Origin of the sequence: Streptococcus sp. CF7_Ac1-12 (assembly GCF_024295905.1) — a bacterium.
GTDB classification, from domain to species: Bacteria; Bacillota; Bacilli; order Lactobacillales; family Streptococcaceae; genus Streptococcus; species Streptococcus mitis_AP.
Map to the genome: position 1 here is coordinate 45,416 of NZ_JANCPG010000009.1, position 16,096 is coordinate 61,511.

18 protein-coding genes are annotated in these 16,096 nt (G+C 38.1%); all 18 read left to right on the top strand.

Annotated features, from left to right (window positions below):
* Positions 1–46 precede the first annotated feature (46 nt).
* The 18 genes from rpoE to groL all read left to right on the top strand — a co-directional run bounded on the left by rpoE (position 47) and on the right by groL (position 15,983).
* On the top strand, positions 47–634 hold the full coding sequence (gene rpoE / locus NMM17_RS05905) for a DNA-directed RNA polymerase subunit delta (RefSeq protein ID WP_031227756.1): 588 nt from the start codon (positions 47–49) through the stop codon (positions 632–634).
* 387 nt (positions 635–1,021) lie between these two features.
* Positions 1,022–2,629 carry a CTP synthase gene (locus NMM17_RS05910; RefSeq protein WP_254754029.1) on the top strand — a complete coding sequence of 536 codons (1,608 nt, stop codon included), beginning with the start codon at positions 1,022–1,024 and terminating at the stop codon, positions 2,627–2,629.
* Positions 2,630–2,748: 119 nt separating this feature from the next.
* Positions 2,749–3,825, top strand: a complete 1,077-nt coding sequence (locus NMM17_RS05915) for an N-acetylmuramoyl-L-alanine amidase family protein (protein ID WP_254754030.1) — start codon at positions 2,749–2,751, stop codon at positions 3,823–3,825.
* A 249-nt stretch (positions 3,826–4,074) separates the two neighbouring features.
* Positions 4,075–4,374 carry a DUF4651 domain-containing protein gene (locus NMM17_RS05920; RefSeq protein ID WP_001013971.1) on the top strand — a complete coding sequence of 100 codons (300 nt, stop codon included), beginning with the start codon at positions 4,075–4,077 and terminating at the stop codon, positions 4,372–4,374.
* The gene (locus NMM17_RS05925) at positions 4,371–4,688 is read left to right on the top strand and encodes a thioredoxin family protein (protein ID WP_254754031.1); all 318 of its coding nucleotides are present in this window, start codon (positions 4,371–4,373) and stop codon (positions 4,686–4,688) included. Before NMM17_RS05920 ends, NMM17_RS05925 begins: the two co-directional genes overlap by 4 nt.
* Positions 4,689–4,703: 15 nt before the next feature.
* On the top strand, positions 4,704–5,330 hold the full coding sequence (gene ytpR / locus NMM17_RS05930) for a YtpR family tRNA-binding protein (protein ID WP_254754032.1): 627 nt from the start codon (positions 4,704–4,706) through the stop codon (positions 5,328–5,330).
* Between the two features lie 41 nt (positions 5,331–5,371).
* Complete coding sequence (locus tag NMM17_RS05935) at positions 5,372–6,133, top strand: SDR family NAD(P)-dependent oxidoreductase (protein WP_254754033.1); 762 nt, start codon at positions 5,372–5,374, stop codon at positions 6,131–6,133.
* A 76-nt stretch (positions 6,134–6,209) separates the two neighbouring features.
* On the top strand, positions 6,210–6,605 hold the full coding sequence (locus NMM17_RS05940; RefSeq protein ID WP_000282442.1) for a single-stranded DNA-binding protein: 396 nt from the start codon (positions 6,210–6,212) through the stop codon (positions 6,603–6,605).
* Between the two features lie 87 nt (positions 6,606–6,692).
* On the top strand, positions 6,693–7,658 hold the full coding sequence (locus tag NMM17_RS05945; RefSeq protein WP_254754034.1) for a substrate-binding domain-containing protein: 966 nt from the start codon (positions 6,693–6,695) through the stop codon (positions 7,656–7,658).
* Positions 7,658–8,995, top strand: a complete 1,338-nt coding sequence (locus NMM17_RS05950; RefSeq protein WP_254754035.1) for a sensor histidine kinase — start codon at positions 7,658–7,660, stop codon at positions 8,993–8,995. The genes NMM17_RS05945 and NMM17_RS05950 overlap by 1 nt, the downstream gene beginning before the upstream one ends.
* Complete coding sequence (locus tag NMM17_RS05955; RefSeq protein WP_033683129.1) at positions 8,970–9,653, top strand: response regulator transcription factor; 684 nt, start codon at positions 8,970–8,972, stop codon at positions 9,651–9,653. Before NMM17_RS05950 ends, NMM17_RS05955 begins: the two co-directional genes overlap by 26 nt.
* A complete protein-coding gene (locus tag NMM17_RS05960; RefSeq protein WP_254754036.1) occupies positions 9,650–10,942 on the top strand; it encodes an ABC transporter substrate-binding protein in 1,293 nt (430 codons plus the stop codon). Before NMM17_RS05955 ends, NMM17_RS05960 begins: the two co-directional genes overlap by 4 nt.
* A 160-nt stretch (positions 10,943–11,102) precedes the next feature.
* Positions 11,103–11,540, top strand: coding sequence for a PTS sugar transporter subunit IIA (locus NMM17_RS05965; protein WP_020903145.1), 438 nt, complete (start codon positions 11,103–11,105; stop codon positions 11,538–11,540).
* A gap of 26 nt (positions 11,541–11,566) precedes the next feature.
* Complete coding sequence (locus tag NMM17_RS05970) at positions 11,567–12,061, top strand: PTS sugar transporter subunit IIB (protein WP_020903146.1); 495 nt, start codon at positions 11,567–11,569, stop codon at positions 12,059–12,061.
* A 23-nt stretch (positions 12,062–12,084) separates the two neighbouring features.
* A complete protein-coding gene (locus NMM17_RS05975; protein ID WP_254754040.1) occupies positions 12,085–12,927 on the top strand; it encodes a PTS sugar transporter subunit IIC in 843 nt (280 codons plus the stop codon).
* Positions 12,908–13,762, top strand: coding sequence for a PTS system mannose/fructose/sorbose family transporter subunit IID (locus tag NMM17_RS05980; protein WP_033683132.1), 855 nt, complete (start codon positions 12,908–12,910; stop codon positions 13,760–13,762). The genes NMM17_RS05975 and NMM17_RS05980 overlap by 20 nt, the downstream gene beginning before the upstream one ends.
* Before the next feature lie 298 nt (positions 13,763–14,060).
* Complete coding sequence (gene groES / locus NMM17_RS05985; RefSeq protein WP_254754037.1) at positions 14,061–14,345, top strand: co-chaperone GroES; 285 nt, start codon at positions 14,061–14,063, stop codon at positions 14,343–14,345.
* 15 nt (positions 14,346–14,360) lie between these two features.
* Positions 14,361–15,983 (top strand): chaperonin GroEL, encoded by a 1,623-nt coding sequence (groL, locus tag NMM17_RS05990; RefSeq protein ID WP_254754038.1) that lies wholly within the window; start codon positions 14,361–14,363, stop codon positions 15,981–15,983.
* Positions 15,984–16,096: the final 113 nt, after the last annotated feature.

Genomic DNA, 16,096 nt, shown 5'->3' on the forward strand with positions numbered 1-16,096 from the left:
GAGTCTGTTCGCTCTGGCGATAGTAGTATAAATGAGGAGAAACGCTTTGGAATTAGAAGTATTTGCTGGGCAAGAAAAAAGTGAACTATCTATGATTGAGGTAGCGCGTGCTATCTTGGAACTTCGTGGTCGCGATCATGAGATGCATTTTAGTGATCTTGTAAACGAAATTCAAAACTACCTTGGAACATCAAACAGCGATATCCGTGAAGCCTTGCCTTTGTTCTACACAGAGTTGAACTTTGACGGCAGCTTCATCTCACTTGGAGACAACAAATGGGGTCTTCGTTCATGGTATGGTGTGGACGAAATCGACGAAGAAATCATCGCTCTTGAAGAAAATGACGACGATGAAGTAGCACCAAAAGCTAAGAAAAAACGCGTCAATGCCTTCATGGATGGCGATTCAGATGCCATTGACTACAATGCTGATGATCCAGAAGACGAAGATGCATACGAAGCAGATCCAGCTCTTTCATACGATGACGAAAATCCAGATGATGAGAAAAATGAAGTGGAAGCTTACGATGCAGAAATCAACGAAATTGCTCCTGATGACTTGGGTGAAGACGTGGATCTCAACGAAGAAGACGACGAGTTTTCAGATGATGATTCTGAAAACATCGAGGAATAAAAGTTAGCTATTGACAATTATCCTATTTTTAGGTATCATATTGTTCGGGCACCTCTTTTAGAGGTCGGGGCTCCCTAGTTCTTAGGGAGCTATTTTTGTTTTTTCAAGAAGTTATCTTCTTGTATTTTATACTCAATGAAAATCAAAGAGCAAACTAGGAAACTAGCCGCAGGTTGCTCAAAGCATTGCTTTGAGGTTGTAGATAGAACTGACGAAGTCAGTAACATATATACGGCAAGGCGATGTTGACGCGGTTTGAAGAGATTTTCGAAGAGTATTAGTTGTGAATCTGGTGCAGTAGTCCCAGATTATTCTTATTAGTAGGGTCTTGTTTTCTATGTCCCCTCCTAGTTAACAAGACCTTGAGCATTTTAGAAAGAGGAATCTATGTCAACGAAATATATTTTTGTAACTGGTGGTGTGGTATCGTCTATTGGGAAAGGGATTGTTGCAGCGAGTCTGGGCCGTCTCTTGAAAAATCGTGGTCTCAAAGTAACCATTCAAAAGTTTGACCCTTATATCAATATCGATCCGGGAACTATGAGCCCTTACCAGCACGGGGAAGTTTTTGTGACAGATGACGGAGCTGAGACAGATTTGGACTTGGGTCACTATGAACGTTTCATCGATATCAATCTCAACAAATATTCCAACGTGACAACTGGTAAAATTTACAGTGAAGTTCTTCGTAAGGAACGCCGTGGAGAATACCTTGGTGCAACTGTTCAAGTCATTCCTCATATCACAGATGCTTTGAAAGAAAAAATCAAGCGTGCCGCTCTAACGACAGACTCTGACGTCATTATCACAGAGGTTGGTGGAACTGTTGGGGATATTGAGTCCTTGCCATTTCTAGAGGCTCTTCGTCAGATGAAAGCAGATGTGGGGGCGGATAATGTCATGTACATCCACACAACCTTGCTTCCTTACCTCAAGGCCGCTGGTGAAATGAAGACCAAACCAACCCAACACTCTGTAAAAGAATTGCGAGGCTTGGGAATCCAGCCAAATATGTTGGTTATTCGTACAGAAGAGCCAGCAGGTCAAGGAATTAAAAACAAACTAGCACAGTTCTGTGATGTGGCACCAGAAGCTGTCATCGAATCATTGGATGTTGAACACCTTTACCAAATTCCATTGAACTTGCAGGCACAAGGTATGGACCAAATTGTCTGTGACCATTTGAAATTAGATGCACCAGCAGCGGATATGACAGAATGGTCAGCCATGGTGGACAAGGTCATGAACCTCAAGAAACAAGTTAAGATTTCTCTTGTTGGTAAGTATGTGGAGTTGCAAGATGCCTACATCTCAGTGGTCGAAGCCTTGAAACACTCTGGTTATGCAAATGACGCAGAAGTTAAAATCAATTGGGTCAATGCCAATGATGTGACAGCAGAGAATGTGGCGGAACTCTTGTCTGATGCGGACGGAATCATCGTACCAGGAGGTTTTGGTCAACGTGGTACGGAAGGGAAAATCCAAGCCATTCGCTATGCACGTGAAAATGATGTTCCAATGTTAGGTGTCTGCTTGGGAATGCAGTTGACATGTATCGAGTTTGCTCGTAACGTTTTAGGCCTTGAAGGTGCCAATTCTGCAGAGCTTGCACCAGAAACAAAATACCCTATCATTGATATCATGCGTGATCAGATTGATGTTGAGGATATGGGGGGAACCCTTCGTTTGGGACTTTATCCATCTAAGTTGAAACGTGGCTCTAAGGCTGCAGCTGCTTATCACAATCAAGAAGTGGTGCAACGCCGTCACCGTCACCGTTATGAGTTTAACAATGCCTTCCGTGAGCAGTTTGAGGCAGCAGGCTTTGTCTTCTCAGGAGTTTCTCCAGACAATCGTTTGGTCGAAATCGTGGAAATTCCTGAAAATAAATTCTTTGTAGCGTGTCAGTATCACCCTGAACTGTCAAGCCGTCCAAATCGCCCAGAAGAACTCTACACTGCTTTTGTGACTGCAGCAGTTGAGAACAGCAATTAGTTAAATCAGAACCTTTGAGAAGAATCTCAGAGGTTTTTTGCTTGTATATTTAGGATATGAGTTGCAAAATAAAAACATAGTGATATAATTAACATAAAAAATCCTAAGGAGGATCTACGATGAAAAAAATCACATTATTTGGTTTGTCTCTAGCTGGTCTAGCTTTACTGGCTTTTCCACATTCAGGGCAGGCATTTGAGCTTAAAGAAGAATGGGTTGTTAAGTGTGGAGTACAGTATCAAGATGGCAAGATTCTTCGGTTTAACAATGGTCATGAAGTGGATATCAAAGTCTTGGATTTGCCAAAAACCGAGAAAATCGAGTGGACAGTTAGTCTCAATGGTCAAGATCAGACAGTCAATTTTCTAGGCCAAGAAAAGGACAAGTCTATGATGGGCGTAGAGGGGCGTTACCTGAATTTCTATGTTCCATATGGCTATAGAGGAGATATCAAGGTAGAAGCCAAGAGCGGAAATGAAGTAAAGACCTGGTCAACGAAAGTTGTGGATGACATCCATAATGATAGTGGAAAGAGAGGTTACTATCGTATTGAAGAATCAAATGATCAATACACTTACCTCGATGCTAAATGGGATTATCAAACCAAGACTTACACTGCTACTTTACCAGAGACTGTCAATGGTCAAAAAGTCTTTGCTTGGGCAGACTATGGCAATGGCGAGTTGAAACTTGAAAAACTAAAATCTATCAGTCATTCCTACAAGGGGGGAGGAGCCTTCCGAGAACTTTATCCGATTGTAAAAGCAGAAAGCTGGCTAAAATCAAATCAAAACTGGTACTATCAACAACAAGGCCAATTAGTGCAGAACGCTTGGGTTAAGGACAAGGGAACTTGGTACTTTATGAATGATAAAGGAGTCATGTTCAATCAAACTTGGCTCTATCAAGGTGGTAACTGGTATGCCTTTAAATCATCAGGAGCCATGATTGCTAGTGACTGGTTTTACGACCAAGGCAAGTGGTACTATTTATCAACTTCAGGAGCTATGAAAGCAAGCGCTTGGATTTATGACAAGGGAGAATGGTATTATGTAAGTTCTTCTGGTGCCATGATTGCGAATGGTTGGGTCAAAGATAATGGCAAGTGGTACTATCTAGCTTCATCAGGTAAGATGCTTCGCAATACCTACACACCTGATGGTTACTACGTTGACAACTCAGGTGCTTGGCAATAAGAATAATACTCTTCGAAAATCTCTTCAAACCACGTCAGCTTTATCCACAACCTCAAAACGCTGTTTTGAGCTGACTTCGTCAGTTCTATCTACAACCTCAAAGCAGTGCTTTGAGCAACCTGCGGCTAGCTTCCTAGTTTGCTCTTTGATTTTCATTGAGTATAAGAAGTCCTTTTCCTTAAAGGAAGAGGCTTTTTACTTGCTTTTCTGTTGCTTCCTCATTTGTCCTAAAGCTTTTTTTGTGTTAAAATGAATGGTATGAAAGCTAAAAAAATGTGGATGGCAGGCTTGGCTCTGCTTGGTATTGGGAGCCTTGCCCTTGCTACGAAAAAAGTTGCAGATGACCGTAAGCTCATGAAGACTCAGGAAGAGTTGACAGCGATTGTGCGAGACCATTTTTCAGACATGGGGGAAATTGCGACCCTCTATGTTCAAGTCTATGAAAGCAGTCTAGAGAGCTTGGTTGGTGGCGTCATTTTTGAGGATGGCCGTCATTATACCTTTGTCTATGAAAATGAAGACCTAGTCTATGAGGAGGAAGTCTTATGATACAACCAGCAAGTTTAGAAGAATTAGCATCATTAGTAGAAAAAGATGGCAAGAAGGTCTTTCTTTTTGTGGCAGACTGGTGTGGCGATTGCCGTTATATCTATCCTGCCTTGCCAGAAATTGAGGAGATCAATCCAGAGTTCACCTTTATTCGAGTGGACCGAGACCAGTACATGGATCTAGCTAAACTCTGGGATGTATACGGAATTCCTAGCCTTGTTGTTCTAGAAAAGGACAAGGAAATCGGTCGTTTTGTCAATCGTGACCGTAAAAGCAAGGAACAAATCAATGACTTTTTAGCAGGACTGAAATAGGAGAAAAGAGAAATAATGATTTTTACATATAATAAAGAACATGTCGGTGATGTCCTTATGGTCATCGTGAAAAATAGCGGAGATGCCAAACTGGACGTGGAGCGTAAAGGCAAGGTAGCTCGTGTTTTCCTCAAAGATAATGGAGAAACAGTAGCTTGGAATATTTTCGAAGTTTCGAGTTTATTTGAAATTGCAGAGCGCGGTCAAGTCTTTTTATCAGATGAGCAAGTCGCTCGTTTGAACCAAGAATTGCAGGTGGCAGGTTTTACAGAAGAAATTATCAATGACAAAGAACCTAAGTTTGTTGTGGGTGAAATTGTCGAGATGGTAGCTCATCCAGATAGTGACCACCTCAATATCTGCCAAGTTGCAGTCGCAAGTGACAAGACAGTACAAATTGTTGCAGGTGCTCCAAATGCGCGTGTCGGTCTGAAAACCATTGTCGCTCTTCCAGGTGCCATGATGCCAAAAGGTAACCTCATTTTTCCAGGCGAGCTTCGAGGTGAAAAGAGTTTTGGCATGATGTGTAGCCCTCGTGAATTGCACCTCCCAAATGCTCCGCAAAAACGTGGTGTTATTGAGTTATCAGAAGACCAAGTTGTCGGAACACCATTCGACCCAGTTAAGCACTGGACTGCCTAAGATGTTGTTAGTATCTGATAGACCAGATAGAAGGAAATAAGATGGCAAAAAATGTAGTGATTACAGGAGCGACATCAGGAATCGGTGAAGCGATTGCGCGTGCTTATCTGGAGCAGGGTGAGAATGTCGTTCTAACTGGACGACGGATAGACAGACTAGAAGCCCTCAAGTCAGAGTTTGCAAAAACTTTTCCTAGTCAAACAGTTTGGACCTTTTCATTAGATGTAACGGATATGGACATGGTAAAGACGGTCTGCTCCGATATTCTAGAAACGATAGGGCAGATTGACATCTTGGTCAATAACGCCGGACTAGCTCTAGGTTTAGCACCCTATCAGGACTATGAAGAGTTGGATATGTTGACCATGCTGGATACCAATGTCAAAGGTTTAATGGCAGTCACTCGTTGTTTCTTGCCAGCAATGGTAAAATCCAATCAAGGTCATATTATCAATATGGGGTCAACCGCAGGAATCTACGCCTATGCTGGTGCCGCTGTTTACTCAGCTACCAAGGCAGCGGTTAAGACCTTTTCAGATGGACTGCGAATTGATACCATTTCAACAGATATCAAGGTGACCACCATTCAGCCTGGAATTGTCGAAACAGATTTTTCTACAGTGCGTTTTCATGGTGATAAAGAACGAGCTGCGTCCGTTTACCAAGGAATCGAAGCCTTGCAAGCTCAGGATATTGCAGACACAGTAGTCTATGCGACCAGTCAACCTCGTCGTGTTCAGATTACAGATATGACCATTATGGCCAATCAACAGGCGACAGGTTTCATGGTTCATAAAAAGTAAAAAATTTCCTCGAAAAGTTACAAATTTCTGTAACTTTTTTTGATTTCCTACGAATAGATAAGTAGGAGGAAAAAATATGTATAATAAAGTTATCTTGATTGGGCGTTTGACGTCTACACCAGAATTGCACAAAACCAACAATGACAAGTCAGTAGCGCGAGCAACTATCGCTGTGAACCGTCGTTACAAAGACCAAAATGGGGAGCGCGAAGCTGATTTTGTTAATATGGTCCTATGGGGGAGACTAGCAGAAACATTGGCAAGCTACGCAACTAAAGGTAGTCTTATCTCTGTGGATGGAGAACTTCGTACCCGTCGCTTTGAGAAAAATGGTCAAATGAATTATGTGACCGAAGTACTTGTTACTGGATTCCAACTATTGGAAAGTCGTGCCCAACGTGCCATGCGTGAAAATAATGCAGGACAAGATTTGGCGGATTTGGTTTTGGAAGAGGAAGAATTGCCATTTTAAACATTGAAAAGTCTGAGTTAGTCTCAGGCTTTTTTATACTGTCTAAATGTGTTACAATGAACTAGTTGAAACTTTTTGGAGGTTGGAATGAGTAGAGAATATACAAGAACAATCGTCAAAATTATATTTTGTACAGTAGTCGTATTTGTTTTTGCGATTTATACTCATGTGAGTCAGACAGATCCTATTCCGGGACAAATAAAAGTTGGAGCGACTTATATGACGATGAATAGTGAATTTTATAGACATTTACATAATGAGATTCAACGCTATTCTGATTCAGAAGGTCAGATATTGTATACTCGGGATGCAGAGATGAGTGAAGAAAAACAGAGTAAACAAATTGATGAGTTTATAGAGAAGCGAGTGAATGTTATTGTTATTAATCCGGTTAAGAGTGATAGCGAGCAAATTGTGGAAGCGTTAAGTAGGGCAAAGAATTTTGGAATTAGAGTTATAGCAGTAGATAGTCAGTTGAATAATATAAAAGTTGATACGAGCATAGTTTCTGATAATTACCATGCTGGGATATTAATTGCCAAGGATTTGATGAAACGTACCTCAAATGCTCATATTCTTTTGTTAACGCACAAAGATGCTTTATCAGCTAATCAGAGAATAACTGGTTTTTTGGATACAATAAAATCAGAAGAACATTATCAAATTATCTCAGAAAGAGAAACGGTTGGTCAAACAGAGTATGCTATGACTACTGTAGGTGATGCGTTATCTGAAGATTTACAATTTGATGCTATAGTGGCTTTAAATGATAGAGCAGCTATAGGAGCTTTAGCAGCAATTAAAGAATTGAAAGTAACTTCAAAAAAACTTATTTACGGAATAGATGGTTCACCAGATATGAAGCATTTATTAGCTACAACAGATGAAGTTACGGGAACGGTTGCTCAATTTCCATCTCATATGGGTAGAAAAGTATCGGAAACAATAGATTTATTAGTAAAAAAAGAAGAAGTTGAAGAATTATATACTATACCTGTACAATTTGTTGATAAAAATAATATAATTCAGTTTGATATTAATGGGTGGCAGTAATGAAACAGGTAAAAGGTGTCCAGTATTCTATAATTTTGCTTTTATTAATTAATTTTCTAACCATTATATACAATGGAGCTTTGTATATACAGATTACAAACTATGTAATTTCAAAGGGACAGATGATACTCTTATTGGGAGAATTAAACAATATTTCAAAATCACCTGACCAGATTTTTTGGTATTCAATTATTTTTTTCGTCGGTATTATTTTTATATCTACCTATAAAATGTATTCAACTGAGAAAAAATGGCCAATTTTTTCAAAATGGAATTTGTTTGAAATAGTATTAATGATTGGTGTTATATGGTCACAAAATCTATCATACAATGGAATAATATTATTAGTTTTTGCTGATATATTCTATAGTTCAAGAGAGTTTCAAGACTCTGATAGTAAACGTTCTTGGATTATTTTTATTTTCTTGAGTTTTTTAATATTACTTTTAACAGACTATGAAATCTTGTCACTATTTATAAAAGTTCCATCTCTAGCTACTTATATCCAATTTTATCCATCTTCCATACGAGGTGTAGTGTTATTTTTAGAAAATGCATTGACATCATTAAATGTTATTATTTTCATCATCTCTTTATTGTCTTATATCCTATACGTGATTAAAGAACATCATAATATTGAGGAAGAGCTTAAAATGTTATCTAGAGTCAACACTGAATTGAATCATTACATATCGTTATCAGAGAAAATCGCTGAAGATCGAGAAAGGAAAAGAATTGCTCGGGAAATTCATGATACTCTAGGGCATGCGTTGACAGGAATTTCAGCAGGGATTGATGCTGTTTCTGTACTAATTGATGTTCATCCTATCCGTGCTAAAGAACAGTTAAAAAATGTTTCAAATGCAGTTAGAGAGGGGATAAAAGATGTTAGGGGATCATTACATAGACTAAGACCAGGAGCTTTGCAAAATAATGGTTTAAAAGATGCTCTAATATTAATGATTAGTGAGTATGAGTCTCTATCTAAACTCTCTGTTGATCTAAAATATGAATGGGGAAATATTGATTTAGATGTTATACAGGAAGATACTATTTTTAGGATTATACAAGAATCTATGACAAATTCTGTTCGTCACGGACATGCTAGTAAAATGAGCATTCACTTTATGAGTGAGGATAACAACATAATAGTTTTGCACGATAATGGAATAGGTTTTGACGACTTACAAATTGGGTATGGCTTGAAACAAATGAGAGAGCGAGTTTCTATTTTAGGTGGTTCTATTCATTTTGAAAATAGGGAAGGATTTTACACTAAAATAGTTTTTCCAAAAATAGGAGGTGAAGTATATGATAAAAGTAATGATTGCAGATGATCAGGCATTAATTAGAGAGTCTTTGCAGATTATTTTATCAGTATATGCTGATATTGATGTTGTATCTGTTGTTGGTGATGGTATCGAAGCTATGGATAACATTATGACTGTAAAACCGGATATAATTTTAATGGATATTAGAATGCCCAGAATGGACGGAGTATTGGCTACAAAAGAAATCAAAAAACGTTTTCCGAATATAAAAATTATAATCTTAACAACATTTGATGACGACGAATTTATTTTTAGTGCTTTAAAATATGGTGCATCTGGCTATTTATTAAAAGGAGTTTCAACAGACGAGTTATATCAAGCCATTCAGACAGTGTATAAAGGCGGAGCTATGATTAATCCTAATATAGCTAGTAAGGTATTTCAATTGTTCTCGCAGATGGCACAGACCAATTTTTCTATTACTGTGAAGGAAGAGAATATTGAAAATATATCACTGACAGAATGGAAAATTATTCAGCAAGTGGCATTTGGAGAATCAAACAAGGAAATTGCCAGTAATCTTTTTTTATCCGAGGGAACAGTGCGCAATTACCTTTCTATCATTCTTTCAAAACTAAATTTGAGAGATAGGACACAGTTAGCCATATGGGCTGTACAAACAGGTGTGACACAAAAGAATTTTTCGAAGGAAATGGATAAATGAAAGTAAAGCAATTGTTTCTAGCGATACTGTTTGTGCTAAGTTGCTTGAGTTTATTTCTTATTTGGGAAAACAAGCAGATAAAGATTATTAGACTGGGTTTTTATTCTGATTCTAGTTGGGGAATTCCTACAGGGAATAACAGCTATGTACTAGATGAGGCTATTAAGAAATTTGAAGAGCTTCATCCAGGGGTTAAAATTGTATATGATTCAGGTATTCCTAAGGAAGAGTATTCTAATTGGATTTCAAGTCAAATTTTAAAAGGTTCTGAACCGGATGTATTTCTATTATCAAGCGATCAATTATCTTTATTTGCATCAAAAGGTATTTTAAAAAACCTAAATTCCTATCTGTCTCAAGAAGATGCCTCTAATTTCTATGATGTATCTTTGCAGGCAGCAAAATATGGAGATGCTTTATACGGTCTTCCATATGAAAGTAATCCCATGTTGATGTGTGTAAATCAAGATTTACTTTTAAAAGAAGGGATTGAAATTCCTAAAGTAGGATGGACACAGAAAGATCTCTATGAGATTAGTAAAAAAGTTACAAAAGATACCGATGGAGATGGAATCGTTGATCAATTTGGGATAACAGGATATAGTTGGAAAGAATCTCTAGCAGCCTTTGGTGTTACTATTTCTGAGAGTGGGATTCCTCGTATAGATTCGTCAGAAATGAAGGATGCTTTATCCTATATAAGAGGATTGAATCAATTAAACGGACGCTACAAAGTAACCTATAAAGATTTTGATGAAGGACATGTGGCCTTTTATCCAATGAGTTTGGCACAATATCGTACATATAAACCTTTTCCTTATCATGTGGCCAAATATACAAATTTTAACTGGACATGTATTTCGTTGCCAACGACTAAGGAAGACATTCGTTCGACTGTAACAGATACTTCCTTATACGTGGTTTCTTCGCGTGCTCGCAATTCAAACCTTGCCGTATCATTTATAGAATTTTTAACAATTAATCGTGAAATTCAACAAAATTTATTTAATAAGGGTCAAGGAAGCTCAGTATTACCAGAGGTAGTAACTAGTTTGAAAAGTGAAGAGTTGATGAAGAAAGGAATGATTGGTCAAAATGCCTTAACGACTACTTCATTGGATTATATAATGAAAAATTCAATTACAACTATTTCAAAAGGAATAGATTCAAAATCATTGGTTGGAATAGAAGAAAGATTAGAAGCATTATCTATGGATGAAAATAACACGGATATTGAAGGTAGTCTTATTAAGTTACAAAAAGAACTAGATATAGGAACCCTTAAATAGATATCAAGATTATTATTTCTTAAATAATAAGAACATGGCAGATGTCTTTATTGACATTTGTCATTTTTTTATTGACATTTATCAATAAACTTTTGTGACATTTAACAATTATAAAGTGAAGATAAGGATGATAGAATGAAATCAATAAAAGGAGGGAAATATGAAGTATTTGATATTAGTCAGTCATGGAGGACTCGCAGAGGGATTGAAATCATCTCTTTCTATGTTTGCTTCGGATAAGGTAGATGATGTCATAGCGATTGGCTTAAAAGATGGAGAAAGTCTTGCAGGTTTTTCTGTAGAGGTCAAGAATGTTATTGCGTCTCTGGATGAAAATGATTCGGTTCTTGTTTTAGCAGATATTGTTGGGGGAAGTCCTTTAACAACTGTTGCAACAGTATTAGAAGAATTTGGAAAATTAGAGAATGCAACTATTTTGGGAGGTATGAACTTAACAATGGCACTTACAGCAGTGGTGATGAAAGACATTCTGACTGGTAGTGAACTTGTTTCTACAATATTAAACGAATCATCATCAGCTCTACAAGAATTTGAAGTCGGATCGGATGATAATCTTAATGAAGAAGACGATATTTAGCTATATCAGGAAAGGGATAAAAAATTATGGTAGTAACATTTGTACGAATTGACGATAGAATGATTCATGGACAAACAGTCACTAGATGGGCAAAAGAACATCCATGTGATGGATTAATTGCAGTAAATGATGCTGCTGCATCTAATAAGGTTTTAATTCAGGCATATAAAGGCGCGTCAGATAAAAAAACATTTGTTTGGACAAAGGAAGCGTTTAAAGAAAAATCATCTAAAGTAACAGAATCAGATAGTAGATATTTTTTGATTACTAAGAATCCAATTGATATGAAAGAAATTTTAGTAGACCAGGGATTTATTCCAGGAGATGTTAAAGAGATTATTGTAGGACCTGCTAACGATAGACCAGGTGCTATCAAGTTGGGAAATAATCAATCAATTACTCAAGAGGAAGCAGTTGCACTAGAAGCAATTGAAAAAGCAGGATATAAAGTTAGATTCCAATTATTACCAGATGTATCTATTGGATATTGGAGTGATTTTAAATCAAAATTTGGATTTTAATAATGAAATAAGGAGACAAAATGATGGAAATTTCTTGGATTCAAGCAGCTCTTTTAGGATTGTTTGCAAGTTTAGCATCGATGCCAGGTATGGGGGGATCCAGTATTGGTAACTATACTTTGGGGCGTCCATTAGTTGGTGGTTTAATTGTAGGTTTAATATTAGGAGATATAACAACAGGGGTAATCGTTGGTGTGGCTTTACAGGTATTATATATTGCCTTAGTGACACCTGGTGGAACTGTATCTGCCGATGTACGGGCAATTTCTTATATCGGAATTCCGTTATCTATCCTATTTGTTCATGCAAATAATATTTCAGGTGAAGTAGCGATTGCAGCAGCAGCAGCGCCAATTGGAGCCGCGGTTGGAACAATTGGAACTGTTTTATTCTATGGTACAGCTACTATGAATTTGCTTTGGCAACACATTGGATGGAAAGCTGTAGAGAAAGGTGATTTTAAGAAGTTATATGCTGTTGATTGGGTATATCCTTGGATTTCACATTTTATCTTTTCTTTCTTACCAACAATGATTATTACAAAATTTGGACCAGATATGGTTGATCTTATGAAATTATATCTTCCGATGGATGGTTTTGTAATGAAGTCTCTATTTACTGTAGGAGCACTCCTTCCATGTGTGGGTATTGCAATACTTTTGAAACAAATTGTTACAAAAGCAACAGACTTTATTCCTTTCTTTGTCGGGTTCACGTTAGCAAAATCTTTAGGCTTGAACTTAGTAGCAAGTGGTGTTGTGTCATTAATTTTTGCAGTAATTTATTATGAATTAGAAGTTATTAAATCTGCCCGTACGACAGCAGTTGTCAGTGATATGGGATTTGATGAAGAGGAGGATATTTAGAATGAGTCGAAAAAAAATATCAAGAAAAACATTGACAAAATCATTTCACCACTGGTTCTATGGACATCTGACATGTTTTTCTCAAGAACATATGCAAACTTTTGGATATTTAACTTCTATGCTTCCAATTGTAGAAGAAATGTATGATACTAAGGAAGAACAAAAAGAAGCTATGCAAACATACACAGCATTCTTTAATACTGAGCCACAGTTGGGTTCTCTAGTAGTTGGGATAACAGCTGGTTTGGAAGAAGCGCGTGCAAATGGAGATGCCGTAGATAGTGAAACCATCAATGGAATGCGAGCTGGTCTAATGGGACCTATTGCAGGTATTGGAGATTCACTTATTGTAGGAACATTAATTCCTGTTCTTTTGGGGATAGCTCTAGGTCTTTCTAAAGGAGGAAATATTTCTGGTGCAATATTCTATATTATTGCATGGAATCTATTAGTCTATCTTGGAATGCGTTTTGCTTATTTTAAAGGATATGAACTTGGAGATAAAGCAGTAGAATTTTTAGTAGGTCCTAAAGGTCAGGCGCTAAGAAAATCAATTAGTGTTGTTGGTGGTATGGTCATAGGAGCTGTTGCAGCAACTTGGGTATCTGTCACTACGGCGCTAGAGCTGAAAAATGGAGATGGAGAAACATTTTTAAACTTACAAGAAAAGATTGATGGTGTTTATCCAGGTCTTTTAACAGCAGGTTTTATCGTTCTATGTTGGTGGCTGATGGCTAAAAAGAAAGTTTCTCCAAATTGGGTGATGCTATTATTGGTAGTTATTGCACTTGTAGGAGTAGCCTTAGGATTTTTCAATCCAGGATTGAAATATTAATAGTATGTAAAAAAGCAACGGTTTATAATCGTTGTTTTTTATATATGCGTAATATAAGGATTTAGAGTTTCGGTATTTTTATAAAAGAATTAACGAAAATGCTAATTCCATAAATCATGTTCGTTAAAATTCTACATTATTAAAGTGCAAAATTAGGATAAAGAAATTTATCTATTCATCCTCAGAAAGTCGGACTTTTTTCTTGACTATTTCTGACCAAGTGATACAATAGAACTATGATTTAGCACTCAGGTATAAAGAGTGCTAATACTATCTATCTCATTATGGAGGAAATCAGATGTTGAAACCATTAGGAGACCGTGTGGTCTTGAAAATTGAAGAAAAAGAACAAACTGTTGGAGGCTTTGTCCTCGCAAAATCAGCCCAAGAAGAAACGAAAACAGCTCAAGTTGTGGCTACTGGACAAGGTGTTCGTACCTTGAACGGTGACTTAGTTGCTCCAAGTGTTAAAGCTGGAGACCGTGTCTTGGTTGAAGCCCACGCAGGTCTTGATGTCAAAGATGGTGATGAAAAGTATATCATCGTAGGCGAAGCGAACATCTTGGCAATCATTGAAGAATAGAAGGAGAAAGTAAGTATGTCAAAAGAAATTAAATTTTCATCTGATGCCCGTTCAGCTATGGTCCGTGGTGTCGATATCCTTGCAGACACTGTTAAAGTAACCTTGGGACCAAAAGGTCGTAATGTCGTTCTTGAAAAGTCATTCGGTTCACCCTTGATTACCAATGATGGTGTGACCATTGCCAAAGAAATCGAATTGGAAGACCATTTTGAAAATATGGGTGCCAAATTGGTATCAGAAGTAGCTTCAAAAACCAATGATATCGCAGGTGACGGGACTACAACTGCAACTGTTTTGACTCAAGCTATCGTCCGCGAAGGAATCAAAAACGTCACAGCAGGTGCCAATCCAATCGGTATCCGTCGTGGGATTGAAACAGCAGTTGTCGCTGCAGTAGAAGCCTTGAAAAACAACGCTATCCCTGTTGCCAACAAAGAAGCCATCGCTCAGGTTGCTGCCGTCTCTTCTCGTTCTGAAAAAGTAGGTGAGTATATTTCTGAAGCCATGGAAAAAGTTGGCAAAGATGGAGTTATCACTATCGAAGAGTCACGTGGTATGGAAACAGAACTTGAAGTTGTGGAAGGAATGCAGTTCGACCGCGGTTATCTTTCACAGTACATGGTGACAGATAGCGAGAAAATGGTGGCTGACCTTGAAAATCCATACATTTTGATTACTGATAAGAAGATTTCAAATATCCAAGAAATCTTGCCACTCCTAGAAAGTATTCTCCAAAGCAATCGTCCACTCTTGATTATTGCGGATGATGTGGATGGCGAAGCCCTTCCAACTCTTGTTTTGAACAAGATTCGTGGAACCTTCAACGTAGTAGCAGTTAAGGCACCTGGTTTTGGTGATCGTCGTAAAGCCATGCTCGAAGATATCGCCATCTTGACAGGTGGAACAGTTATCACAGAAGATCTTGGTCTTGAGTTGAAAGACGCGACCATTGAAGCCCTTGGTCAAGCAGCGAGAGTAACTGTGGACAAAGATAGCACGGTTATCGTAGAAGGTGCGGGAAATCCTGAAGCGATTTCTCATCGTGTTGCAGTTATCAAGTCTCAAATCGAAACTACAACTTCTGAATTTGACCGTGAAAAATTACAAGAACGCTTGGCTAAATTGTCAGGTGGTGTAGCGGTTATTAAGGTCGGAGCCGCAACTGAAACTGAGTTGAAAGAAATGAAACTTCGCATCGAAGATGCCCTTAACGCTACTCGTGCAGCTGTTGAAGAAGGAATCGTTGCAGGTGGTGGAACAGCACTTGTGAATGTGATTCCAGCCGTGGCTAATTTGGAATTGACAGGAGATGAAGCGACAGGACGCAATATTGTTCTACGTGCCTTGGAAGAACCTGTTCGTCAAATCGCCCACAATGCAGGATTTGAAGGTTCAATCGTTATCGATCGTTTGAAAAATGCTGAGCTTGGTACAGGCTTCAACGCAGCAACTGGCGAGTGGGTTAACATGATTGAAGAGGGAATTATCGACCCAGTTAAAGTGAGTCGTTCAGCCCTACAAAATGCAGCATCTGTAGCCAGCTTGATTTTGACAACAGAAGCAGTCGTAGCCAATAAACCAGAACCAGCAGCTCCGGCTCCAGCAATGGATCCAAGCATGATGGGCGGCATGATGTAAGTTTTCTATAGAAAACAACTTATAAAAAACACAAAAGGAGGGAATAGCTATTCCTCCTTTTTATGCTATTCACTTCTAAATTGATTTGAGCTCTCCTAACTTATATGATAAAA